At 74.6% G+C, this 23,133-nt stretch carries 23 protein-coding genes; 15 read left to right on the top strand and 8 right to left on the bottom strand.

The window, feature by feature from the left end:
- Window positions 1-93: 93 nt before the first annotated feature.
- The 4 genes from AB0G08_RS15725 to AB0G08_RS15740 all read right to left on the bottom strand — a co-directional run bounded on the left by AB0G08_RS15725 (window position 94) and on the right by AB0G08_RS15740 (window position 2,102).
- Window positions 94-468, bottom strand: coding sequence for a hypothetical protein (locus AB0G08_RS15725; protein ID WP_358087734.1), 375 nt, complete (start codon window positions 466-468; stop codon window positions 94-96).
- Window positions 469-573: 105 nt separating this feature from the next.
- Window positions 574-822: a hypothetical protein gene (locus AB0G08_RS15730; RefSeq protein ID WP_358087737.1), complete on the bottom strand. Its 249-nt coding sequence runs from the start codon at window positions 820-822 to the stop codon at window positions 574-576.
- Window positions 823-903: 81 nt separating this feature from the next.
- Entirely contained in the window at window positions 904-1,377 is a 474-nt protein-coding gene (gene mscL / locus AB0G08_RS15735; protein WP_357871266.1) for a large conductance mechanosensitive channel protein MscL, read from the bottom strand.
- Window positions 1,378-1,418: 41 nt separating this feature from the next.
- Entirely contained in the window at window positions 1,419-2,102 is a 684-nt protein-coding gene (locus AB0G08_RS15740; protein ID WP_358087740.1) for an FCD domain-containing protein, read from the bottom strand.
- A 50-nt stretch (window positions 2,103-2,152) separates the two neighbouring features.
- Here AB0G08_RS15740 and AB0G08_RS15745 point away from each other — a divergent pair, with 50 nt between their 5' ends.
- A complete protein-coding gene (locus tag AB0G08_RS15745) occupies window positions 2,153-3,490 on the top strand; it encodes an MFS transporter (RefSeq protein ID WP_358087743.1) in 1,338 nt (445 codons plus the stop codon).
- Window positions 3,491-3,500: 10 nt separating this feature from the next.
- Here the strand turns inward: AB0G08_RS15745 and AB0G08_RS15750 are convergent, their stop codons facing one another.
- Window positions 3,501-3,857 (bottom strand): STAS domain-containing protein, encoded by a 357-nt coding sequence (locus tag AB0G08_RS15750; RefSeq protein ID WP_091624489.1) that lies wholly within the window; start codon window positions 3,855-3,857, stop codon window positions 3,501-3,503.
- 162 nt (window positions 3,858-4,019) lie between these two features.
- On the opposite strand from AB0G08_RS15750, the gene AB0G08_RS15755 reads away from it, so the two are divergent.
- The 12 genes from AB0G08_RS15755 (at window position 4,020) to AB0G08_RS15810 (ending at window position 15,826) form a co-directional block, all read left to right on the top strand.
- Window positions 4,020-4,877 (top strand): STAS domain-containing protein, encoded by an 858-nt coding sequence (locus AB0G08_RS15755; RefSeq protein WP_358087746.1) that lies wholly within the window; start codon window positions 4,020-4,022, stop codon window positions 4,875-4,877.
- Window positions 4,877-5,290: an STAS domain-containing protein gene (locus AB0G08_RS15760; RefSeq protein ID WP_358087749.1), complete on the top strand. Its 414-nt coding sequence runs from the start codon at window positions 4,877-4,879 to the stop codon at window positions 5,288-5,290. Before AB0G08_RS15755 ends, AB0G08_RS15760 begins: the two co-directional genes overlap by 1 nt.
- Window positions 5,287-5,706 (top strand): ATP-binding protein, encoded by a 420-nt coding sequence (locus tag AB0G08_RS15765; protein ID WP_357871280.1) that lies wholly within the window; start codon window positions 5,287-5,289, stop codon window positions 5,704-5,706. The genes AB0G08_RS15760 and AB0G08_RS15765 overlap by 4 nt, the downstream gene beginning before the upstream one ends.
- Window positions 5,703-6,722: a SpoIIE family protein phosphatase gene (locus AB0G08_RS15770; RefSeq protein WP_358087752.1), complete on the top strand. Its 1,020-nt coding sequence runs from the start codon at window positions 5,703-5,705 to the stop codon at window positions 6,720-6,722. Before AB0G08_RS15765 ends, AB0G08_RS15770 begins: the two co-directional genes overlap by 4 nt.
- Window positions 6,713-8,080 carry a sensor histidine kinase gene (locus AB0G08_RS15775; RefSeq protein WP_358087755.1) on the top strand — a complete coding sequence of 456 codons (1,368 nt, stop codon included), beginning with the start codon at window positions 6,713-6,715 and terminating at the stop codon, window positions 8,078-8,080. Before AB0G08_RS15770 ends, AB0G08_RS15775 begins: the two co-directional genes overlap by 10 nt.
- Window positions 8,081-8,082: 2 nt before the next feature.
- On the top strand, window positions 8,083-9,621 hold the full coding sequence (locus AB0G08_RS15780; protein ID WP_358087758.1) for a SpoIIE family protein phosphatase: 1,539 nt from the start codon (window positions 8,083-8,085) through the stop codon (window positions 9,619-9,621).
- Between the two features lie 92 nt (window positions 9,622-9,713).
- Entirely contained in the window at window positions 9,714-10,289 is a 576-nt protein-coding gene (locus AB0G08_RS15785) for a TIGR03086 family metal-binding protein (RefSeq protein ID WP_358087761.1), read from the top strand.
- Between the two features lie 97 nt (window positions 10,290-10,386).
- Window positions 10,387-10,923 carry a PadR family transcriptional regulator gene (locus tag AB0G08_RS15790; RefSeq protein ID WP_357871297.1) on the top strand — a complete coding sequence of 179 codons (537 nt, stop codon included), beginning with the start codon at window positions 10,387-10,389 and terminating at the stop codon, window positions 10,921-10,923.
- Window positions 10,920-11,621, top strand: coding sequence for an ABC transporter ATP-binding protein (locus tag AB0G08_RS15795; RefSeq protein WP_358087764.1), 702 nt, complete (start codon window positions 10,920-10,922; stop codon window positions 11,619-11,621). The genes AB0G08_RS15790 and AB0G08_RS15795 overlap by 4 nt, the downstream gene beginning before the upstream one ends.
- Complete coding sequence (locus tag AB0G08_RS15800) at window positions 11,618-13,138, top strand: FtsX-like permease family protein (RefSeq protein ID WP_358087767.1); 1,521 nt, start codon at window positions 11,618-11,620, stop codon at window positions 13,136-13,138. Before AB0G08_RS15795 ends, AB0G08_RS15800 begins: the two co-directional genes overlap by 4 nt.
- Window positions 13,139-13,258: 120 nt before the next feature.
- On the top strand, window positions 13,259-13,687 hold the full coding sequence (locus tag AB0G08_RS15805; protein ID WP_358087770.1) for a hypothetical protein: 429 nt from the start codon (window positions 13,259-13,261) through the stop codon (window positions 13,685-13,687).
- A 3-nt stretch (window positions 13,688-13,690) separates the two neighbouring features.
- On the top strand, window positions 13,691-15,826 hold the full coding sequence (locus tag AB0G08_RS15810) for a bifunctional polysaccharide deacetylase/glycosyltransferase family 2 protein (RefSeq protein WP_358087773.1): 2,136 nt from the start codon (window positions 13,691-13,693) through the stop codon (window positions 15,824-15,826).
- 12 nt (window positions 15,827-15,838) lie between these two features.
- Here the strand turns inward: AB0G08_RS15810 and AB0G08_RS15815 are convergent, their stop codons facing one another.
- Window positions 15,839-16,030, bottom strand: coding sequence for a hypothetical protein (locus AB0G08_RS15815; protein ID WP_357871311.1), 192 nt, complete (start codon window positions 16,028-16,030; stop codon window positions 15,839-15,841).
- An 88-nt stretch (window positions 16,031-16,118) separates the two neighbouring features.
- On the opposite strand from AB0G08_RS15815, the gene AB0G08_RS15820 reads away from it, so the two are divergent.
- A complete protein-coding gene (locus tag AB0G08_RS15820; protein ID WP_358087776.1) occupies window positions 16,119-17,060 on the top strand; it encodes a pyridoxal-phosphate dependent enzyme in 942 nt (313 codons plus the stop codon).
- 46 nt (window positions 17,061-17,106) lie between these two features.
- Here AB0G08_RS15820 and AB0G08_RS15825 read toward each other — a convergent pair whose 3' ends face one another.
- Window positions 17,107-19,203 (bottom strand): S9 family peptidase, encoded by a 2,097-nt coding sequence (locus AB0G08_RS15825; RefSeq protein WP_358087779.1) that lies wholly within the window; start codon window positions 19,201-19,203, stop codon window positions 17,107-17,109.
- Between the two features lie 90 nt (window positions 19,204-19,293).
- Here AB0G08_RS15825 and AB0G08_RS15830 point away from each other — a divergent pair, with 90 nt between their 5' ends.
- Entirely contained in the window at window positions 19,294-20,643 is a 1,350-nt protein-coding gene (locus AB0G08_RS15830) for an FAD-binding oxidoreductase (protein WP_358087782.1), read from the top strand.
- Window positions 20,644-20,832: 189 nt separating this feature from the next.
- Here AB0G08_RS15830 and AB0G08_RS15835 read toward each other — a convergent pair whose 3' ends face one another.
- Window positions 20,833-22,908, bottom strand: a complete 2,076-nt coding sequence (locus tag AB0G08_RS15835; protein ID WP_358087785.1) for a SpoIIE family protein phosphatase — start codon at window positions 22,906-22,908, stop codon at window positions 20,833-20,835.
- Window positions 22,909-23,133: the final 225 nt, after the last annotated feature.

The raw sequence follows: 23,133 nt of genomic DNA on the forward strand, positions 1-23,133 counted from the left end.
CGACGGGTCCGGACGTCCGTCGGGTTGCGTCAGGCCGGAGTTCGGCGGGATGCCAGATCAGCGCCGGTGACCGTAGCGCCACCGACCCCTCGCTCACTCCTCGGGCGGCAGGTCCCGGGCCGGGACGTCGAGGCGTACCTGGTCGTCGGTGACGGTGGCGATCTGCTCGGCGAGCACGTAGACCGCGCCGGTGCGGACCAGGTCGGTGGAGACCTTCAGGTAGCCGCTGTGCAGCAGCCGGGCCGCCAGGTCGGCCGGCACGTCCGGCTCCTCGACCGCCGTCGACTCGATCAGCTCGTCCAGGCTGCTGCCCGGGTCGGCGGTCGGCGCCTGCACGGTCACGGCGTTCGGGTCGCCCCGCTGGACCAGATCGACGGTGCCGACCTCGGTGCCGTCGACGTCGACCACCCGCATGCCCGTGGTGATCCGGGAAACTGTCGCCTGTCGCTCGGTGCCCTGCTGCTCCATCCTGCGGCGGTTCCCGGCCCCCGCTCCGGCTAAACCATCGTCGAGATCTTGGACAGTTGCCGTTCGGCCCGAGCGGCAACTGTCCAAGATCTCGACGGCCCCCGATCACGCCTCCGGGGACCAGGCGGTCGGGGGGCGGGGGGAGAGCTCGCGCCAGGTGTCGGTGCCCTGGAGCAGCGCCCGGACCGTCTCCTCGGCCTCGTCGGCGGTGTCGTGCTCGTAGAACCGGGAGACGCCCTCGGAGCCGCCGGCGCGCTGCTCGACGTGCCACCGGTCGCCGTCCACCCGGAGGAAGACGTCGCGCCGGGCCAGCCGGCCCCATTTCCCGTTCCACCAGTGCTTCCGCTGCTCCATGGCGGGACTCTATCGAACAGGCGTACGAAAATGTGTGGCCCCTGCGGGATTCCCGCAGGGGCCGATGTGCGTGCGCCGGGTTCAGCGCCCGGTGGGCGGTTCCTCCCGGCGGCCGAGCACGTCGTCGAGCGCGCCGCGCCGCTGTCCGGGGGTGGTGTGCCCGGCGGCGACCAGGGCGTCGCGGATCTCGGTGAGCAGCCGGACCTCCTCGCTCGGGGCCTTCGGCGGCGGCTCCTCGCCCCGCTTGCGCCGCTCGGCCAGCTTGTTCATCGGGAACACCACGAGGAAGTAGAGCGCCGCCGCGGTGAGCAGGAACGTGATCAGCGCGTTGACGAAGGCCACCCAGTCGAACGGGATCTCGCGGAAGGTCGGCGTGGACCCGGTGAGGCCGTTCTTGCTGCCGGTGAGCAGCGCGATGAGCACCCGGACCAGTGGTTCCAGGAACGACTTGGTGAGCTGGGTGACCACGCCCGTGAACGCGGCACCGATGACGACACCGACCGCCAGGTCGACGACGTTTCCGCGCATGATGAAGTCTTTGAAGCCCTTGAGCATCCGTACTCTCCCGAGGTGTCCGGTCTTCCGTCCGGCACAACCTATGCCCCGGGCGCGGGCTCCAGAAAAGCGCTGGCCTCGATCGCCGCCCGGTCCGCATCGCCGGCCCGGATCGCCTCGACCAGCCGGGAGTGGTCGACGTAGCGCTCCGGCTCCAGCGCGTCGCCCATCGACTGGGCGACCGTGCTGCGCAGCGCCGCGCCGACCGAGGCGTACAGCTCGGCGAGCATGCCGTTGTGCGCCGCCGCGACCACGGCGGTGTGCAGCGCCGCGTCGGCCTCCACGAACTCGTCGACCCGGCCGCCGCGCCAGGCCGCCTCGCGGGCGGCGAGCGCGTCGTCCAGGGCCGCCAGGTCCTCGGTCGTACGCCGCAGCGCGGCGAGCCGGGCGGCCTCCACCTCGAAGGCGCGGCGGACCTCGACCACCTCGGCCATCCGGTCGGCGGTGAGCCGGCGGGCCACCACCGGGGCCAGCTCGTCGGTCGACACCACGTACGTCCCGGAGCCCTGCCGGCACTCCAGCACCCCGGCGTGCACCAGCGCCCGCACCGCCTCGCGGACCGTGTTGCGCCCGACGCCGAGCGCCGCGACGAGTTGCGGCTCGGTGGGGATCCGCCCGCCGATCGGCCACTCGCCCCCGAGGATCCGCTCCCTGAGCTGCGCGATGGTCTGCCGCACCCGGTGCCCCCGGGGCGGCGCGGCGGCGGAATCAACCGACGGTGGCACTGGTTACAACACCTGCCCGGAATTCATCCCATGATTGTAGGTTCGGACGCATGACCCCGCCAACCACCGCTGCCGTCGACGCCGGAACCTCACCGCGTTCCGTGCGGGAGGCGATCGCCGGGCCGGACGACGTGCCCGCACCGGCGGATGCGACGGCTCCTGCCGCCGGTCCCGTCGGCGCCACCCCCAAGCCGGCCGGACCGGTCGCCGGTGGCCTGCTCGTGCTCGTCGGCATGCTGCTCGTGGCGCTCAACCTGCGGGCCGCGATCACCAGCCTCGGCGCCCTGCTCGACGAGGTGCGCGGCGGCCTGGCCCTCTCCGGGGCGCTGGCCGGGGTCGTGACCACCCTGCCCGCGGTCGCCTTCGCCGTCTTCGGGTCACTCACTCCCCGGCTGGTCCGCCGGAACTCCCCGGCCCGGGTGCTGGTGGTGGCGATGCTGATCCTCGCCGCCGGGCAGCTCGTCCGGGTCGGTACGGACTCCGCGCTGGTCTTCATCGCCGGCAGCGCCCTCGCGCTGGCCGGGATCGCGGTGGCGAACGTCCTGCTCCCGCTCCTGGTCAAGCAGTACTTCCCGCACCGCATCGGACTGGTCACCGGGGCGTACTCGATGACGTTGACGGTGGGCGCGACCGTGGCCGCCGCGGCGGCGGTGCCGGTGGCGCACCTCTTCGGCACCTGGCGGGCCGGGCTCGCCGTCTGGGCCGGGCTGGCCCTGGTGGCCGTACTCCCGTGGGTGCCGCTGGCGCTGCGGGCGCGCGCGGCCCGACGGGCGGCGACCCCGACGGCGGTGGCGCCCCGTCCCCGGCGGATCCGGCCCGGGCGGACCCGGCTCGGCTGGGCGATGGCGGTCTACTTCGGGACGCAGTCGCTGGGCGCCTACGCGATCATGGGCTGGCTGGCCCAGCTCTTCCGCGACGCGGGCTACCGGCCGCAGGACGCCGGTCTGCTGCTCGCCGGGGTGACGGCGCTGGGCGTGCCGATCGCGCTGCTGATGCCGACCCTGGCCGGGCGGCTGCGTACCCTGCACCCGCTGGTGCTCACGCTCTCCGCCGCGATGGCCCTCGCCTACGTCGGGATGGCCGTCGCGCCGCACGACGGGGCGCTGCTCTGGGTGGTGCTGCTCGCGATCGGGCAGAGCGCCTTCCCGATGATCCTGGCGACCATCGGGCTGCGCGCGCGGACCGCCGAGGGGACGGTGGCGCTCTCCGCGTTCAGCCAGAGCGTCGGCTATCTCATCGCCGCGCTGGGGCCGCTGCTGGTCGGCATCCTCTACGGAACGACCGGCGGGTGGACCGCCCCGATCGGTTTCCTGTTGGCGGCCCTCGCCGTGCAGACCTGCGCGGGCATGGTGATCGCCCGTCCCCGACACATCGAGGACGAGGCGTGAGGAGGGACCGTCAGGAGGTGGCCGGCGTGGGATCGCCGGCCACGGCCTGGTCGACCGTCGGGTAGGTGTGCAGCACCTCGACGAGACCGCTCACCTCGAGGATGCGGAGCACGCCCCGCTGCGGGGCGGCCAGCCGTACCACGCCGCCCGCCTCGTCGCAGCTGTTCTTGGCCCGGACGAACACCGACAGCCCCGTGGAGTCGCAGAACGAGACGTTCGCCAGGTCGAAGACGAGCCGGCTGCGGCCCTTGTCGAGCAGGTCGGTGATCTGGTCCTGAAGCTGCGGTGCGGTCGCCATGTCCAGCTCGCCCGCGACCGATACGACGACCACGTCGCCGCGCTGTTCCGTGTGCACCGTCAAGGACATTCGCCAGACCTCCTGTTATCGGGGAAACGGTATCCCACGATCGGGGTGGTACGCAGAACGGGAGCCGGTATCCGGTGGCCGCCCTCATTCGTTTGCCCTGCGACAACTAGCGCTCTGGCCTCCGGTGATAGAGTCCGCCGTCGAGGTCGAAGGGGGTTCACCATGGCGCTGAGCGTCGAGGAAAGCAGCCGGCTGGCCGGTCTGCTGACCGGTCACGCCGAGCGGATCATGCAGCGCTGGACGGAGATCGCCGCCGGGTCGCTGCGTGGGCGACTCAGTCAGGGCGAGCTGCGCCGGCAGATGCAGGAGCTGCACTCTAGCATGATCACTGCCGGTCAGCAGGGTGCCGTCGACCTCGACTCCGAGCAGGCGACGGAGCTGCGCGCCGTGCTCTCCGAGCTGTCCCGGGGACGCGCCCGGCAGGGCTTCTCCGCCTCCGAGACCGCGGTCAGCGTGTTCTCGCTCAAGGAGGTGCTGCTGGAGCTGATGGAGGCCGAGGGCGGCCCCCACACGCTCCGCGACTACGTCGCCTTCTCCGGGCTGATCGACCAGATGGGTCTGTTCACCTTCGAGAGCTTCGTACGCACCCGCGAGAGCCTCATCGCCGACCAGGCGGAGCAGCTGCTGGAGCTCTCCACCCCGGTGGTGAAGCTCTGGGAGGGCGTCGTCGCCGTGCCGCTGGTCGGCACCCTCGACTCGGCCCGGGCCCAGGTGGTGATGGAGCGGCTGCTCCAGACCCTGGTCGACACCGGCTCGCCCTACGCGATCATCGACATCACCGGCGTGCCGGCGGTGGACACCCAGGTCGCCCAGCACATCCTCAAGACCGTGGTGGCCGCCCGGCTGATGGGCGCCGACTGCATCATCTCCGGCATCCGGCCGCAGATCGCGCAGACCATCGTCGCCCTGGGCATCGAGTTCGGCGACATCGCCACCAAGGCCAGCCTCGCCGACGCGCTGCGGCACGTGCTCCGGCTCACCGGGGTCGAGACCGGCCGCCGCCAGCGCCGGGAGGCCTGATGGAGCGGGTGCCGATCCTCAAGATCGGCGACATCCTGCTGGTCTCCATCCAGGTCGACATGTCCGACCAGACGGCGGTCCAGCTCCAGGAGGACCTCGCGGAGCGGATCGTCGCCACCGGCTGCCACGGCGTGATCATCGACATCACCGCCCTGGACATCGTCGACTCCTTCGTCGGGCGGATGCTGTCGACCATCGCCTCGATCTCCAAGGTGCTCGACGCGGAGACGGTCGTGGTCGGGATGCGTCCCGCCGTCGCCATCACCCTGGTCGAGCTGGGCCTGTCGCTCAACGGGATCCGGACGGCGCTCAACGTCGAGCGGGGCATGGAGCTGATCGCGGCGGCCCACGCCGACGAGCGCGACCTCGGGTTCGACGACGAACCGGACACCGAGACGACGGCGTTGTCATGACCGCCGGAGTCGACCTGGGCCAACCGCAGGCACAGGCGATCCGCAGCGACGAGGACGTGGTCCGCGTCCGGCAGTTGGTGCGTACGGTGTCGGTGGCGGTCAAGCTCTCGCTGGTCGACCAGACCAAGGTCGTCACCGCGGCGAGCGAGCTGGCCCGCAACACCCTGGTGTACGGCGGAGGCGGCATGGTCGAGGTGACCACGGTCGACAACGGCCGGCGACGGGGCGTGCGGATCGTCTTCGCCGACTCCGGCCCGGGCATCGCCGACCTCGACCTGGCGCTGACCGACGGCTACACCACCGGCGGCGGGCTCGGCCTCGGGCTCAGCGGCGCCCGTCGGCTGGTCGACGAGTTCGACATCCAGACCGCCGCGGGTGAGGGAACCCGGATCACGGTCACCAAATGGTCCCGATGAACGACGATGCGGTCTCCGACCGCGGAGTCTGGTTCCGGGTCGAGAGCGGCGGCGCGGCCAGCGCGGTGCGCCGGGCCGCCGAACGGCTCGGCGCCCAGCTCGACCTGACCGCCGCCCGCACGGCCGACCTGGCCATCGTCGCCGCCGAGCTGACCAGCAACCTGGTCAAGCACGCCGACGACGGTGTCCTGCTGCTGCGGCCGGTGCGGCGCGACGGGGAGGCCGGCGTGGAGCTGATCGCCCTCGACACCGGGCCGGGGATGGCCGACCTCACCGCCTCCTCCCAGGACGGGCACTCCACCGCCGGGACGCTCGGCATCGGCCTCGGCGCCATCGTCCGGCAGGCCAGCTGGTTCGACGGCTACTCCCGGCCGGAGCGCGGCACCGTCCTCGCCGTACAGGTCTGGCCGGACCGCGACGGCGGGCACGAGCGGCCCTGGGTCGGCGCGCTCAGCCGGCCGCTGGCGGGGGAGTCGGTCAGCGGTGACGGGTACGCGTGGCGGATCGTCGAGGGCCGGCGCCAGGTGCTGGTCTGCGACGGCCTGGGGCACGGGCCGCTCGCCTCCGCCGCCACCGACGCCGCGCTCGACGCGTTCCGCAAGGCGCCGGCGGGGACGCCGTCGGCGGTCGTGGCGCACCTGCACCGCTCGATGTCGCACACCCGGGGCGCGGCGCTGGCCGTGGCCGAGCCGGACCCGTCGGCCGGGGTGCTGCGCTACTCGGGGCTGGGCAACATCTCCGCCGCCGTCATCGGCGCGGACGGCAAGCGGCGGGGCCTGGTCTCGCTGCCCGGCATCGCCGGGCACCAGCGTCCCTCGGTCCGGGAGTACGACTACCCCTTCGACGCCGACGCCCTGCTGGTCATGCACAGTGACGGGGTGGTCGACCGCTGGCAGATCGCCGACTACCCCGGTCTCGTCGACCGGTCGCCCCTGGTGGTGGCCGCGACGGTGCTGCGGGACGCCGGCACGCGTCGCGACGACGCCTGCGTCCTGGTTGCCCGGGCATGGTCGTGACCGGACCCACGGGCGCTCCGCTGCTGACGATGGCGCTGCGGGTCGAACACGACATCTTCGTCGTGCGGCAGCGGGGCCGCGAGGTCGCCGCCGCGGTGGGGCTGGAGCACCAGGACCAGGTACGCATCGCCACGGCGCTCAGCGAGGTCGCCCGGGACCTGCTGCACGCGGTCGGCGGGGCGGAGGTGGCATTCGTCCTCGTCGACGACGCCGCTGACGGCAGGCGGCACCTCCGGGTGGAACTCGTACCGGTGCGTCCTCTGCCCGACGGGCGGTACGAGCCGCAGTCCGGCGCCGTGGCGCGTTTGGTGGACAAGTTGGGCGTGGTGACGCGGCAGGGGGTTACGGTCGTGAGGATGTCCCGACGTGTCCCGGTCACCGCAGAGGTGCTGACCCCCGAGCGTCTCGCCGAGCTGCGGTCCGAGCTCGACCGGAACGCCCCGGGCAGCGCCCTGGACGAGTTGGCCGCCCAGAACGCGCAGTTGATCGCCGCCCTCGACGAGGTACGCAGCCAGCGCGACGAGCTGGCCGTCCTGAACGAGGAACTGGCCGAGACCAACCGGGGCGTGATGGCGCTCTACAACCAGCTCACCGAGGAGCTGGAGGAGACCAACCGCGGCGTGGTGGCCCTCTACGCCGAGCTGGACGAGAAGTCCGCCCAGCTGCGCGCGGCGAGCGAGTCGAAGAGCCGGTTCCTGGCGAACGTCAGCCACGAGCTGCGGGCGCCGGTCACCGCGATCATGGGGCTGGGCCGGCTGCTCGGCGACTCCGCCTCCGACCCGCTCACCGCCGAGCAGGCCCGCCAGGTCGGGCTGATCCGCTCCTCGGCGGGTGACCTCCTCACGCTGGTCAACGAGCTGCTCGACCTGGCCAAGGCCGAGTCGGGCCGGATCGAGCCCGACTGGGCCGAGGTCGACCTGCGGCCGGTCTTCGGCCAGTTGCGCGGCACGCTGCGGGCCCTGGCCACCCGGCCCGACGTGGAGCTCGTGGTGGAGGAGCCGCCCGTCCCGGCGACGCTGCGTACCGACGAGGTGCTGCTCGCCCAGGTCCTGCGCAACCTGCTGCACAACGGGCTCAAGTTCACCGAGCGCGGCGAGGTCCGGCTGCGGGCGGAGCGGCGGGACGACCAGTGGTCGCTCACCGTCTCCGACACCGGCGCGGGCATCCCCCCGGAGCTGCACGAGCGCATCTTCGAGGAGTTCTACCAGGTGCCCGGCGCGACCCGGGTCGGCGGCACCGGTCTCGGCCTGCCGTACGCGCGGCGGTTGGTGACCCTGCTCGGCGGCACCCTGGTGGTGTCCAGCGAGCCGGGCCGGGGCAGCACGTTCACGGTCACCCTGCCCACGGGAGGAGCGTGACCGTGGAGGGTGGCCCGGTGACGGTGCTGGTGGTCGACGACAGCCCCACCAAGCGCTACCTCCTGGTCAGCTGGCTCTCCCGGGCGGGCTTCACCGTGCTGGAAGCCGAGACCGGCACCGAGGCGCTGGCCCGGGTCGGGGTGGACCCGATCGACCTCGTGGTGCTCGACGTGCGGCTGCCCGACCTGAACGGGTTCGAGGTCTGTGAACGGATCAAGTCGGCGCAGCCGGCGATGCCGGTGATCCACGTGTCCGCGCACGCGGTGGACGTGGCGGACCGGGCGCAGGGGCTGACCCGGGGCGCGGACGCGTACCTGGCCGAGCCGATCGAGCCGGAGGAGTTGGTCGCCACCTCCCACGCGGTGCTGCGCTACTACCGGGCCCGGCAACGCGCGGAACTGCTCGCCGAGCGGCTGCTCGGGCTCGCCGACACCACCGTGGCGGTGCACTCCGCCCCGAACTTCGCGCGGCTGCTGGAGGCGGCGGCGACCGGCGCCGCGCAGATCTTCCGGAGCCCGGCCGCCGTGGTCGCCGAGACGTTCGACGGCGACTGCCTCGCCGGGGTCGCGGCCGGCCCCGGCGGCGCGGCCAGCATCGTGCCGTGGATCGTCGACGACACCGGGGTGCCGACCGGGACGACGGTCCGGGTGGACGAGCCGGCCGCCTGGGGCCTGGTCGACTGGCCGGCGGACGACACGGTCACGGTGGCCGCCGCCCGGCTGCGCGAGGACCGCGCGCCGCTCTACGTCGTCGTGCCCACCGCCACGCAGACCGCCCGCACCCCGGTGCTGCGGCAGCTCGCCCAGGCGGTGGCGGCGGCGGTGGAGGGGCAGCGCTCCTTCGACGAGGAGCACCGGATCGCGGTGACCCTCCAGCGCAGCCTGCTGCCGCGCCGGATACCGCAGGTCAACGGGCTCGACCTGGCCGTCCGCTACGAGCCGGCGAGCGCGCAGACCGAGGTGGGCGGCGACTTCTACGAGCTGGTGATGCTCGACGGCCACCTGCTGCTGGCGATCGGCGACGTGGCCGGCCACTCGCTGCACGCCGCGACGGTGATGGCCGAGCTGCGGCACGCGGTGCGGGCGTACGCGGTGGAGGGGCACCAGCCGGGCGAGATCCTGGACCGGGTCAACAACCTCATGCGCACCCTGCTCCCCAACGAGCTGGCCACGATCTGCGTGCTGCTGCTGCACCCGCCCAGCGGCCGGGTGCGGCTGGCCAGCGCCGGTCACCTGCCGCCGGCGCTCAGCCTGGACGGCAAGGTGGAGTTCGTGCAGCACTCGGCCCCGCTGCTCGGGGTCCGCGCGCAACGGCCGCCCGATCTGGAGTTCGTGCTGCCGGTCGGGGCGACGCTGGTGTTCTACACCGACGGCCTGATCGAGCGGCGGGACACCACGATCGACGACGGGCTGGCAGCGCTGGCCGTGGTCGCCAGCCGGGTCGACGACGACCTGGACCGGTTCTGCGAACGGCTCCTCGTCGAGCTGGCCCCGCCGGAGATCCACGACGACGTCGCCGTGGTCGCCCTGCGCCGCAACTGACCCCGCGTGGTCGCGGAACCCCTTCACCAGCGCGTGATCGCCCGCTCGCTGCCGGTTCCCGCCCGGGTGTCCGTTCTCGTACGCTGATCCCCATGGCCACAGAGATCAGCAACCTCCTGTCAGCCGCGGCGCCCCGTGCCGTCGCGGCGGTGCGGGGGGTCTCGGACGACCAACTGGACCTGCCGACCCCGTGCAGCGAGTACGCGGTGCGCGACCTGCTCAACCACCTCTACGACGTGGTGGTCAACTTCCAGGCCCTCGCGGGCAAGCGGCAGCCGGAGTGGACGGAGAAGCCCGACCACCTGGCCGAGGGCTGGCGGGACCGGTTCGAGGCGGAGGCCGCGAAACTGGTCGAGGCGTGGTCGGATCCGGCCGCGCTGGACGGCGTCTCACCCGGCATGGGGCTGCCACAGGAGACGGTCGGCACCATGGTGCTGCTGGACCTGACGGTGCACGCCTGGGACCTGGCCGTCGCCACCGGGCAGCCGTACCGCCCCGCGCCCGAGGTGCTGCCCCCGCTGTACGCCCTGTGCGAGCAGATGGGGCCGGCGGCCCGGGAGCAGGGCGTCTTCGCGGAGCCGGTGGGGACGTCGTCGTCGGACGCCCCGGAGATGGACCGCCTGCTCGCCCTGACCGGCCGGGACCCGGGCTGGTCGGCGGGCGCCTGATCGGTCGACCTCCCCCTTCCTTTCCACAGGCCCGCGCGGCATCCCGCCGCGCGGGCCTCCTTGACATCGACTATTCACCCGGCGAATAGTGACCCGGGTGTCCACACCGCACGTGCTGCTCGGGCTGCTCGCCGCCGGCAACCGGCACGGCTACGAGCTGAAGCGCGCCCACGACGAGCGCCTGCCCCGTGCCAGGCCGCTGGCGTTCGGGCAGGTCTACTCGACCCTCGGCCGGTTGCAGCGGGACGGCCTGGTGGCACCGGCCGGGCAGGACCGCGAGGGTGGTCCCGACCGCACCGCGTACGCGCTGACCGGTGACGGCCGGGCCGCGCTGGAGCGGTGGCTCGCCGAGGTCGAGCCGCCGATGCCGTACGTCGCCAGCACGCTCTTCGCCAAGGTGGTCGTGGCGCTGCTGGTGGCCGACGCGGACCGGGCCCGGGCCTACCTCGTCGCCCAGCGGCAGGCCCACACCGAGCGGCTGCGCGAGCTGACCGCGGTGAAGACGGCGCCCTCGGCCAGCCTCGACGACATCGTCGCGGCCGACTTCGCCATCGCCCATCTCGACGCCGACCTGCGGTGGTTGCAGACCACCCTGGGCCGGGTCGCCGACTGGCACCGGGAGGTGCACTCGTGACGCAACTTCAGGCTCGCGGCGTGGTCAAGGCCTACGGGCGGACACCCGCGCTGCGCGGCGTCACCCTCGATGTCGCCGAGGGGGAGATCGTCGCCATCACCGGCCCGAGCGGCTGCGGCAAGTCCACCCTGCTGCACTGCCTCGCCGGCATCCTGCGCCCGGACGCCGGCGAGGTGAGCTGGAACGGGCACCGGATCGACACCTGGTCCGAGGCGGCACGGTCCAGGCTGCGGCGCAGCGAGTTCGGCGTGCTCTTCCAGTTCGGCCAGCTCGTCGCCGAGCTGACCGCCGCCGAGAACGTCGCCCTTCCGCTGCTCCTCGCCGGCGTCCGGCGGCGCGAGGCGCGGACGGCCGCCCTGTCCTGGATGGACCGGCTCGGCGTGGCCGAGCTGGCCGACGTCCGGCCGGGCGAGATGTCCGGCGGGCAGCAGCAGCGCTGCGCCACGGCGCGGGCCCTGGTCACCGAGCCCCGGGTGCTCTTCGCCGACGAGCCCACCGGGGCGCTGGACACGCTCACCGGCGAGCAGGTGCTCACCCAGCTGGTCCGGCTCGCCCGCGAGCAGCGGACCACGGTCGTCCTGGTCACCCACGAGCCGCAGATCGCCGCGTACGCCGACCGCGAGGTCATCCTCCGCGACGGCACGGTCGACCACACCGGGCTCGGCCTCGACATCCCGCTGCCCGGCGGCCGCCGGTGAGACCGTCGACGCTGGTACGCCTCGCCCTGGCCGGCACCCGCACCGACACCGTCCGGGTGGCGCTGACCGCGCTCAGCGCCGCCCTCGCCACCCTCGCCGCCCTGGCCGCGCTCACCGTGCTGGCCATCCCCACCCCGCCCGCCACCGACGGCAACGGCAGCCGCTGGTCCCAGCAGTACGCCAACCAGCTGCTCGTCGAGCCAGGGTTGCGCGGCGGCACGGCGTTCGCCCTGCTGCTGCTCATGATTCCCGTGCTGGCGTTGGCCGGGCAGTGCGCCCGGCTCGGCGCCCCGGCGCGGGACCGCCGGCTGGCCGCGTTCCGGCTAGCCGGCGCCACCCCGGGCCAGGTGACCCGGATCGCCGTGCTGGAGACCGGCCTGGCGAGCCTGCTCGGCACGCTGGCCGGCGCGTCGGTCCACTTCGCCGGCCGCGAGCTGTTCGACCGGCCCGACGCCCGGGGCCGGCTCGTCCTCCCCACCGACGTGCTGCCCCCGGCGGGCGAGCTGGTGGCGGTGCTGGCGGGGCTGCCGGTCGTGGCGGCGCTGGCCACCGCGCTGATGCTGCGTCGGGTGAGCACGACCCCGTTCGGCGTGCTGCGTACGCGCCGCCGGGAGCGCGGCCCCCGACCCTGGGCGGGCGTCCTCATCGGCGCGGGGCTGGCCGCCTTCCTCGCCGTCGAACCGGTCACCAGCTGGTACGTCCGGCGCGGGGCCGACGGACCGTCGTGGCTGGTGCCGGCGCTGCTCGTCGGCGGCGGGCTGGCCGCGATGGTCGGGGTGGTCGTCGGCACCGGCTGGATCTCCTGGACGGCCGGGCGGGTGCTGCACCGCTACGCCCGGGGGCCGGCCGCGCTGCTCGCCGCCCGCCGGCTGATGGCCGACCCGTGGGCGGGCAGCCGCACCTTCGCCGCCCTGCTGGCGGCGGTGCTCCTCGGTGCGGGCGCGGCGGGGCTGCGGGAGCACTTCGTGGCGTCGGCCGAGCTCAGCCGGCGGACCGGGTCCGGAATGGTGGGCGGCGACTTCTACCTGCGGACCATGGACCTGGTGGACCTGGCGGTGGCGGTGGCGATGCTGGTCGCCGCCGGTGGGCTGGTCGTCGCGGTGGTGGAGGGGATCACCGCCCGGCGGCGCGCGTACGCGGCCCTGGTGGCGACCGGGGTGCCCCGGCCCACGCTCGGCCGGTCCATCGCCTGGCAGTCGCTGGCCCCGGCCGTGCCGGCGGTGGCCGTCGCGCTCGCCGTGGGCCTGCTGCTGGCCCGGGGGCTCTTCCGCGCGCCGACCACCACGAACTACGACGAGGTCTGCGACGCCTCCGAGCAGCTCTGCGCCGACCCCGCCACCCGCGGGCGGTATCTCCGGGTCGTGGAGACCACGGAGGTGACCGTGCCGCCCGACGTACCGCTGGAACAGCTGGCCCTGCTTGGGGCCGGCGCCCTGGCGGGGGTGCTGGTGACGGTCGGCGTCGGCCTGCTCTTCCTGCGCGCGGGCACGGCCGTGGAGGAGCTGCGGGCGACCTGATCCGGCGTAACGCGGATGCCGTCGGCGGCGCTGTAGGCGACGGAGGCCCGCAACCGGGCCGGGCCGGGCGCATCCACGCCCGGGGCTGTGCCAGGTGGCTGAGCAGCAGGAGACCATCAGATGCACCACCAGTCCGGCGGGTCACCGCCGGTTTTCGTCGATCGGACCGGGCGTCGGCGCCGGCTGACCGTCATCGCCGGCACCGCGATGGGCCTCGGTCTGCTCACGAGCCTCGGCCTGATCGCCGCCGGCCTGTTCATGGACACGTCGGTGCCGCTGCCCGGCTGGTCGGACGACCGTCGGGCGCCGCTCGAAGCCGGGATCGACGGCCGCGACGGGGCCGGTCGTCCGGCCCCGACCGGTGTGCGTCCGTCGACGGTGACCAGCACCTCGGCCCCGACACCGACGGCCACCCGGTCCGCCGGATCCAGGTACGGCTCCGTCCCGGCCACCACCGGTCCCGCCCGGCCCGACCAGTCCGACCGACCGGGACAGGGCGACGAGCGGCGCGGTGCGAAGCCCAGCAGGTCCCCGGGAAAGCCGAGCTAGCGGGTGGCCCGTCACGTCGCGCGGCGTGACCCGCGCGCGCACTGGGTCCTGCTGCTGCTCGGGCTGGTGCTGTTGCTCGCCGCGCTCACCGTCAACGGCGTGGTGACCGGGCTGGCCGGCGGCTCCGGCAGGGCGGGGGCTCCGCCACCCGGCGCGGCCGTGGCCGTGCCCAGGGACGTCGTCGCGGGCGGGCCGGTGCTGCGGCTGGACCGGGACCGGCCGGTCAGCCGCTCCATGCCCGACCGGACGATCGCGCTGACCTTCGACGACGGGCCGGACCCACGATGGACGCCGCAGGTGCTCGACGCGCTGCGCCGGCACGACGCGCGCGCCACCTTCTTCGTGGTCGGCGCCCGCGTCAACGAGCACCCCGAACTGGTCCGGCGGATCCTCGCCGAGGGCCACGAGATCGGCTCCCACAGCTTCACCCACACCGACCTCGCCGCCGCGCAGGGCTGGCGGCGGGACCTGGAACTCTCGCTGACCCGCAAGGCGGTCGCCGCGGCGACGGGCCGCGAGGTCACCCTGCTGCGGCCGCCGTTCTCCTCCCACCCGTCCGCGCTGACCGGTCCGGAGTACGCGGCGCTGCGCGCCGCCGCCGGCAGCGGACACGTCGCGGTGCTCGCCGACCGGGACACCAGGGACTGGCAGCGGCCGGGCGTGCCGGCCATCGTCAAGGCCGCCAGCCCCGAGCGGGGTCGCGGCGCCGTGGTGCTGATGCACGACGGCGGAGGCGACCGGGCCCAGACGGTCGCCGCCCTGGACCGGCTGCTGCCCGGGCTGGTCCGGCAGGGATACCGGTTCACCACCGTCTCCGAGGGCATCGACGCGCCGGCCTCGATGGTGCCGGCGAGCGGCGGGAGCCGGCTCAGCGGCCACGCCCTGCGGTGGACCCAGGCCGGCGCCGGCTGGCTCGCCGGGGCGATGGACCTGCTGCTCGCGGTCGCGCTGGTGCTGGGCGTGGCCCGGCTGCTCGTGCAGGTGTGCTGCGCGCAGTCGCACGTGCGGCGGGTCCGCAGGGCGCGGCGGACGCCGCCGCGGATCACCGCCCCGGTGTCGGTGATCGTGCCGGCCTACAACGAGGCCGCGAACATCGCCGCGACGGTCCGGTCGCTGATGGCCAGCGACTACCCGGCGCTGGAGGTGATCGTGGTCGACGACGGGTCCAGCGACGACACCGCCGGGATCGTCGAGCGGCTCGGCCTGCGCGGGGTGCGGGTCATCCGGCAGGCCAACGCCGGCAAGCCGGCGGCGCTGAACACCGGGATCCGCGCCGCCCGCGCCAACCTGCTGGTGCTGGTCGACGGGGACACGGTCTTCCAACCGGACACCGTGCACCGGCTGGTGCAGGGCTTCGCCGACCCGACGGTGGGTGCGATCTCCGGCAACACCAAGGTCGCCAACCGGCGTCGGCTGCTCGGCCGCTGGCAGCACCTGGAGTACGTGATCGGCTTCAACCTCGACCGCCGGATGTACGACGTGCTGGAGTGCATGCCGACCATCCCCGGCGCGATCGGCGCGTTCCGCCGCGAGGTGCTGCTCGCCGTCGGCGGGGTCCCCGCGGACACCCTCGCCGAGGACACCGACCTCACGATGAAGGTGCTGCGGGCCGGCTGGCGGGTGGTCTACGAGGAGGCGGCGATCGCCTGGACCGAGGCGCCCTCGTCGCTGCGGCAACTCTGGCGGCAGCGCTACCGCTGGTGCTACGGCACCATGCAGGCGATGTGGAAGCACCGCCACGCGCTGCGCGAGTCGGGCGCCGGCGGCAAGCTCGGCCGGCGCGGGCTGCCGTACCTGACGGTGTTCCAGATCGTGCTGCCGCTGACCGCCCCCGCGGTGGACGTCTACGCCGTCTACGGCCTGCTCTTCCTGCCCTGGTCGACGCTGGTGCTGGCCTGGGCGGGGCTGCTGCTCCTCCAGGCGTTCACCGCCGCGTACGCGCTGCGGCTGGACCGTGAGCGGCTCGGTCCACTGTGGAGCATGCCGTTCCAGCAACTGCTCTACCGGCAGGTGATGTACCTGGTGGTGGTGCAGTCGGTGGTCACCGCGCTGGTGGGCAACCGGCTGCGCTGGCAGCGGATGGTGCGTACCGGCGAGGCGGCCGCGCTGGTCGGGGCACAGGGACGGGCGCACTTCTGACGCCCGGCGACGTCAGCCGGCGGTGAACAGGCCGGCGGAGAGCGCGAGCAGCGTCCCGGCGGCGGCGGAACAGCAGCACACCAGCAGGAACGCGACCACCGCGAGGATCGCCCAGACGCGCCGGTCGCGCGCCGCCGCCCGCCACCCCGCCGCCGGTACGTCCTCGGCCGGCCCGTCGTCGTCCACCCCACCGGCCCCGGTCACTCCGGCAGTCTAGGTGCCGTCCCCGCCGTCCCGACCGCAGCGACGCGGGACCGTCGGCGTCCCCCCCCCGATCGGGCAGGATTGGGTGATGGAGCTGGTCTCGATCACCGACGTCCGCAGCGCCGCCGCCGACATCGCGGGCACCGTGCTGCGTACCCCGCTGCTGCGTACCGGATGGGACGCGCAGCTGTGGCTCAAGCCGGAGAGCCTGCAACCGGTGGGGTCCTTCAAGCTGCGCGGCGCGACCCACGCGGTCGCCCGCCTGACGCCCGAGGAGCGGGCGCGCGGCGTGGTCACCCACTCGTCGGGCAACCACGGCTTGGCGCTGGCGTACGCGGCCCAGGCGGCGGGCGTGCCGTGCCGGATCGTGGTGCCCGAGGGCGCCCCGGCGGCGAAGGTGGACCGGATCCGGGCGCTGGGCGTCGAGGTGCTGCTGGTGCCGCCCCCGCGACGCGGCCCGGAGGCGGAGCGGATCGCCGCGACGACGGGGGCGGTGCTGGTGCCGCCCTTCGACGACCGGCGGATCGTCGCCGGGCAGGGCACGGTCGGGCTGGAGATCGTCGAGGACCTGCCCGACGTCGACGTGGTGCTGGTGCCCGTGGGCGGCGGCGGGCTCTCCTCCGGCGTCGCGACCGCGGTCATGGCGTTGCGGCCGGCGGCGACGGTGATCGGGGTCGAGCCGGAGCTCGCCGCCGACGCCCGGGACTCGCTGGCGGCCGGCTCGGTGGTGGTGTGGGGCGAGGAGCGCACCTACCGCACGATGGCCGACGGGCTGCGCCTGCCGCCGTCCGAGCTGACCCTCGCCCACCTGCGGGCCCGGCTCGACCGCATCGTCACGGTGACCGAGGAGGAGATCCGCGCCGCGATGGGCCGGCTGGTCCGCGACGCCCGCCTGGTCGTGGAGCCGAGCGGCGCGGTGGCCGTGGCCGCCCGGCTGTTCCGCGCCGCCGAGCTGCCGCCCGGTCGTACGGTCGCCGTGGTCACCGGCGGCAACGTCGACCCGGCGGTGCTGGCGGGCGTGCTGGGCTGAGGGCGGCGGGCAGGGCCCTCGTCGGGAGGGCCCTGCCCGCCGCCGCTCAGGCGCGGCCGAGGCGGTCGAGGATCCAGGCGTTGACGAACGCCTCCTCGCGCCAGGAGTCGTAACGGCCGCTCGGGCCGCCGTGGCCGGCGCCCATCTCGGTCTTCAGCAGGTAGTCGCCCTGCGGGGCGACCGCCCGCAGCCGGGCGATCCACTTCGCCGGCTCGTGGTAGAGCACCCGGGTGTCGTTGAGGCTGGTCACCGCGAGGATGGCCGGGTAGTCCACCGCCCGCACGTTCTCGTACGGCGTGTAGGACTTCATGTACGCGTAGACCTCCGGGTCGGCCAGCGGGTTGCCCCACTCCTCCCACTCGGTGACGGTCAGCGGCAGCGACGGGTCGAGGATCGAGGTGAGCGCGTCCACGAAGGGCACCTGCGCGACGATCCCGGCGAACGCGTCCGGGGCGATGTTGGCGACCGCGCCCATCAGCAGGCCGCCGGCCGAGGCGCCCCGGGCGACCAGCCGGTCGCTCGTCGTCCAGCCCGCCTTGACGAGGTGCCGGGCGCAGGCGACGAAGTCCGTGAAGGTGTTCTTCTTCGCCAGCAGCTTGCCCTGGTCGTACCAGCTGCGGCCCAGCTCGCCCCCGCCCCGGATGTGCGCCACGGCGAAGATGACGCCCCGGTCCAGCAGCGAGAGCCGGGCGATGGAGAACCACGGGTCCATGCTCGCCTCGTACGAGCCGTAGCCGTAGATCACGCAGGGGGCGGAGCCGTCCTTCGGCGTGCCGGCCCGGCAGACCAGCGAGATCGGCACCCGGGTCCCGTCGTCGGCGAGCGCCCAGTCGCGGTGCTGCTCGTAGTCGGCGGGGTCGTACGCCCGACCGTCCGGCCCGGGCTTCACCGGCTTCTGCCGGCGCAGCACCATCTGCCGGGTCACCAGGTCGTAGTCGTAGACCGAGTCGGGGGTGACCAGCGAGGCGTAGCGGAGCCGGATCTGCCCGGTGCGGTACTCCGGGTTGTCGTGCAGGCCGACGCTGTAGATCGGCTCCGGGAAGTCGATGTCGTACGCGTCGCCGCCGCCGACGGGCAGCACCCGCAGCCCGGTCAGCCCGTTGGTGCGCAGCGAGACGACCAGGTGGTCGGCGAAGGCGTCGACCGCCTCCAGCCGGGTCCCGGGCGAGTGCTCGATGAGCGGCACCCAGTCGCCGGGCGCGTCCGCCGAGGTGTACGCCAGCGCGAAGTCCTCCGCGCCGTCGTTGTGCAGGATGAGGAAGCGGTGCCCGTGGTGCTCGACCGTGTACTCCACGCCCTGCCGCCGGGGCGCCACGGACGCCGGCGCGCCGGTCGGGTTGCCGGCCGGGATCACCAGCACCTCGCTGGTGATCTTGCTGTGGACGTCGATGAGGACGAACCGCTCCGAGCGGCTCAGCTCCACGCCGACCCAGAACCGCTCGTCGTCCTCCTGGTAGACCACCACGTCCTCGCTGGACGGGGTGCCCAGCGTGTGCCGCCACACCCGGTTGGGGCGCCACGTCTCGTCGACCGTCACGTAGAACAGCACGGAGGCGTCGGTGGACCAGGCGGTGCCGTAGAACGTGTCGGGCACCTCGTCGGGCAGCAGCTCGCCGGTGGCGAGGTCCTTGACCCGCAGCGTGAACCGCTCGTCGCCGGAGAAGTCCGTGGAGTAGGCCAGCCACCGCCCGTCCGGGCTGACGTCGAACGCGCCGAGTGCGAAGAAGTCGTGGCCCTCGGCGAGCAGGTTGCCGTCGAGCAGCACCTCCTCGCCGTCGAGCGGCGCGCCGTCCGCGCTGACCGGCGGCTCGGTCTCGCCGTCGCGGACCGCCCGGCGGCACTGCACGCCGTACTGCTGGCCCTCGACCGTGCGGGTGTAGTACCAGTAGCCGCCCTTGCGGCCGGGCACCGACAGGTCGGTCTCCTGGGTGCGCCGGCGGATCTCCTCGAACAGGTCGGCGCGCAGCCCTTCGAGGTGCGCCGTCCGGGCCTCGGTGTAGGCGTTCTCGGCGGTCAGGTAGGCGATCGTCTCCGGGTCGTCCTTGCCGGTGAGCCAGGCGTACTCGTCGACGACGGTGTCGCCGTGGTGGGTGCGCTCGCTGGGCACCCGCTTCGCCGTGGGCACGGGGGTCTCGGTGGTCACGGCGCCACGTTACCGGCCGCGCGCCGCCCGCCGCGCGGCCTCGTCGGCGACCCGCCGCCACATCTTTCGAACATGTGTACGATGGCCGGCATGGCGGCTGCAGCGAGTTCCACCGACCGGCCCGGAGCCCTCGACATCACCCGGCGGTTGACCGAGATCTGCGGCCCGCCGTTCGCCCGCTTCGCCGGCCCCGCCGACGAGGTGGCCGGCCGCCCGGCCCGCTGGGTGGCCGTCCCGGGCGGTGCGCACGCCGCGGCCGAGGTGCTGCGGCTCGCCGCCCGACACGACCTGACGGTGGTGCCACGCGGCGCCGGCACGAAGATCGACTGGGGCGCCGCCCCCGACCGGGTCGACATCATGCTCGACACCGGCCGGCTCGCCGGGATCGGGCACGAGCCGGTCGGCGCGCCCACCACGGAGGTCGGGGCGGGCACCCCGCTGCGCGCGGTGCAGGCCACTCTGGACCGCACCGGGCAGCGCCTGGCGCTCGACGCCCCCTCGCCCGGCGCCACCCTCGGCGGTGTGCTCGCCGCCGGCGAGGCCGGGCCGCTGCGGCACCGCCACGGCAGCCCCTGCGACCAGCTCGTCCGGGTGCGCTACCTCGACGCCGACGGCGAGCTCGTGGAGGCCGGGGGCGGAGTCGCCGGGCTGGAACTGACCCGGCTGCTCTGCGGTTCGCAGGGGGCGCTCGGCGTGCTGGTCTCCGCGACCCTGCGGGTGCAGGCCGTCCCGGCCGGCCGGATCTGGGTGAGCCGGCCGGTGTGGACGCCGTTGGAGGTGCACGACCTGATCCGCACCGTGCTCGCCGCGCGCCTCGACCCGGCGGCGGTCGAGCTGGACCTGCCGGCCGGCGCGGGACCCCGGCCGCGCCAGGGCAGCCGGGCCGCCGCGATGGCCGCGCACCCGTCCATGGCGGGGCGCGTCCGCGGCGGCCCGGCCGGCGCCGGGCGGCTGGTGGTGCTGCTGGAGGGCGGCCCGGCCGACGTCGCCGAGCGCGCGGACCGGCTCGTCGCGCTCCTCGGCGACGGCGCGGTCGCCAGCCACGCCGCGCCCGAGTGGTGGCGGCGCTACCCGTTCGGCCCGGGCGACACGGCGCTGCGGATCGAGGTGCCCATCGCCGACCTGCACGCCGCGGTCTACGCGCTGCGGGACGCCGCCGGTGGTCCCGTCCCGGTGCGCGGCTCCGCCGGCCTCGGCGTGGTGCACGCGGCCCTGCCCGGCGCCATGTCCCCCGACCGGGTGGCGGCCATCCTGGCCGCCGTCCGCGGGGTGCTCCTCGCCCGGCAGGGCCGGTGCGTGGTGGTCTCCGCGCCGGCGGCCGTCCGGCGGGCCGTCGACCTGTGGGGCGAGCTGGCCGGGCTCGCCCGGTTGCGCGCGGCCAAGGAGCACCTCGACCCGCACCGCCGCCTCGCCCCGGGCCGCCTCCCCGGCGGCCTCTGACCCTCCGGGCAGCTCGCCGGCGCGCTTCGGCGACGCCGCACAGCAGCGGCGGCCTCTTGGGCGGTGCATGGGGCCGACCGGGCGAAGTCGTCCGGTCGGCACCGGCCGATTCGGAAGGTCGACCGGCCGCGCCGTGCCGGCCCTCTCCGCAGCCGGACGCTCGGGCCGTGTCGGCCCTGCCACCCGCGCTCAGGTGGCGTCGTTGCGCAGCACCAGGATGGCGATGTCGTCGCGGGGCGCCTCGGTCGAGAAGCCGATCGCCGTCGACCGGAGCCGGGCCGCGATCACGTCGGCCGAGTAACCGGCCAGCGGGGCGGCGGCGTCGCGCAGCCGGTCGGTGCCGAACAGCTCCCGGCCGCGCCGCCGCTCGGTGACCCCGTCGGTGTAGAAGACCAGCGCGTCGCCCGGATCGAGCGGCACCACCGCCGTCGGGGAGGCGATCGAGTCGAGCAGCCCGAGCGCGGTGCCGCCGGTGCCGACGAAACGCGCCCCGCCGCCGGCGGGCAGCAGCACCGGCCGGTCGTGACCGGCGAGGTGCAGGGAGACGTCGAGCTGGTTGCCGTCGCCGGGGCCGACCGCCGCCAGGGCCAGCGTGCAGTAGCGCCCACCGCCCCGCTCGAACAGCGTCTCGTTGACCCGGGCCAGCGCCTCCGGCAGCGGCTTGCCGTCGCCCACCAGCACCCGGATGACGTCGCGGACCAGGCCGGTGACCGTCGCCGCCTGCACCCCCTTGCCCGAGACGTCGCCGATCACCACCAGCCAGCGGCCGTCCGGCAGGGGCACCACGTCGTAGAAGTCGCCGCCGACGTCGACGTCGCCGCCGGTCGGGACGTACTCGGCGGCGAAGCCGATGCCCTCGACCACGGGCAGCACCGGCGGCAGCAGCGACTGCTGGAGCGTGTGCGCGACGCGCCGGCGCTCGGCGTGGATCCGGGCGTTCTCGATCGCCAGCGCCGACCGCCGGGCGACGTCCTCCAGCACGGCGACCTCGTCCGGGTCGTGCCGGTGCCGCTGGTGCCGACCGACGGCCAGCGTGCCCAGCCGCTGCCCCCGCGCGATCAGCGGGACGGCGAAGCCCTCCATCGGCGCGCCGAGCGGCATCTGGGTGCCGTTGCGGGACGCCTCGCGCAGCCGGGCCTGGACCGAGTCCGGGCCGGTCTCCTCGAGCACCTGGTGCAGCTGGGGCAGCACCGACTCGTCCGCGTGGCTGGCCGCCGCGAGGCGGAGCCGGCCCCACTCGTCGGTCGTGTGCACCGCGCACCACTGCCCGAGCCGGGGCACCACGAGCTGGGGGACGAGCGCCATGGTCAGCTCGACGTCCAGCGACTGCGCGAGCAACTCGCTGGCCTCGGCGAGGAAGGTCAGCCAGGCCTGCCGGCGGACGTCCGCCCGGCGCAGCCGGTCGTTCTCCAGGTGCAGCGAGAGCCGCTCGGCCATCAGCACGGCCAGCGGTCGCGCGTACGCCGACGGGGCCGCGTCCAGCTCCAGTTCGCCGGCGTACGGCCGGTGCACGGCCAGCGGCACGCGGAGCAGCTCGTTGCCGGGCCGGGGCTGGCGGCCGTAGCGGGCCAGCACCTGGGTGCCCTGTCCGTCCCCCCGGTCCAGCCGCACCACTCCGCCCGCCGCGCCGACCATCTCCGCCACGCGGGTGAGCAGGCTGGTCGCGAAGTCGGGCAGCGGATCCTCGGCGTACGGGTCGGGGGTGGTCTGCATCAGCTCGCTCATGGCCCCGGCGCTCGGTGCGGAGCTCTCCGGGGTCGTCGGCGCGCCACCCCCGGCGGTCGCCGCGCCGGGCATCCCCGCTCCCCGGTCGCCCGTGGCCGGGCCAGGCAGGTCCAGCCGGAACCACACCCCCTTGCCCGTGGGCAGGTAGGTGGTGCCCCAGCGGCTGGCGAAGTGGTCGACCAGCAACAGCCCCCGGCCGCGTTCGGAGACCTCGTCGATGTTGGTGGCGTCGTTGCGGACCCCGACGATCAGCTCCTCCACCGGGCCGGCAGCGAAGTCGGACACGGTGACGGTGATCCCGACCGGGTCGGCGACCACCTCGATGTCCAGCTCGGTGCGGGCGTGCTCCACCGCGTTGGTGGAGAGCTCGGTGGTGAGCAGCATGGCCTCGTTGGCCAGTTCGTCCAGGCGGGCCTCGGTGAGGACGGACCGCACGAGGGCCCGCGCCGCGGCGGGCGTACGCCGGTCTGCGGGGAGCCGGACGCGCCGGACGTGCTCGTCTCGGCCCCCGGTCGTCGCGGGCCCCGTCTCCGCTGACACCCCCGTATCCTCCACCGCCACCCGTGCGGGTGCCAAGCCACTCCCCACCCCCTACCCCCGTCGATCATGCAGTTGTGGTGCGTATCTCCTGCTGATTGACCCGTTTTGCGGGGCGCCACAACTGCATGATCAATCGCCCGGTGTGAGGTGGGGGCGGTGGGGTCCGGCGGGGTTCGGGGCGGGGTGGGGTGGGCGCGTGGGCTTGGCGTGGGGGAGGTCGAGGGC

Origin of the sequence: Micromonospora sp. NPDC023644, from assembly GCF_040640115.1 — a bacterium.
Classification (GTDB): Bacteria; Actinomycetota; Actinomycetes; order Mycobacteriales; family Micromonosporaceae; genus Micromonospora.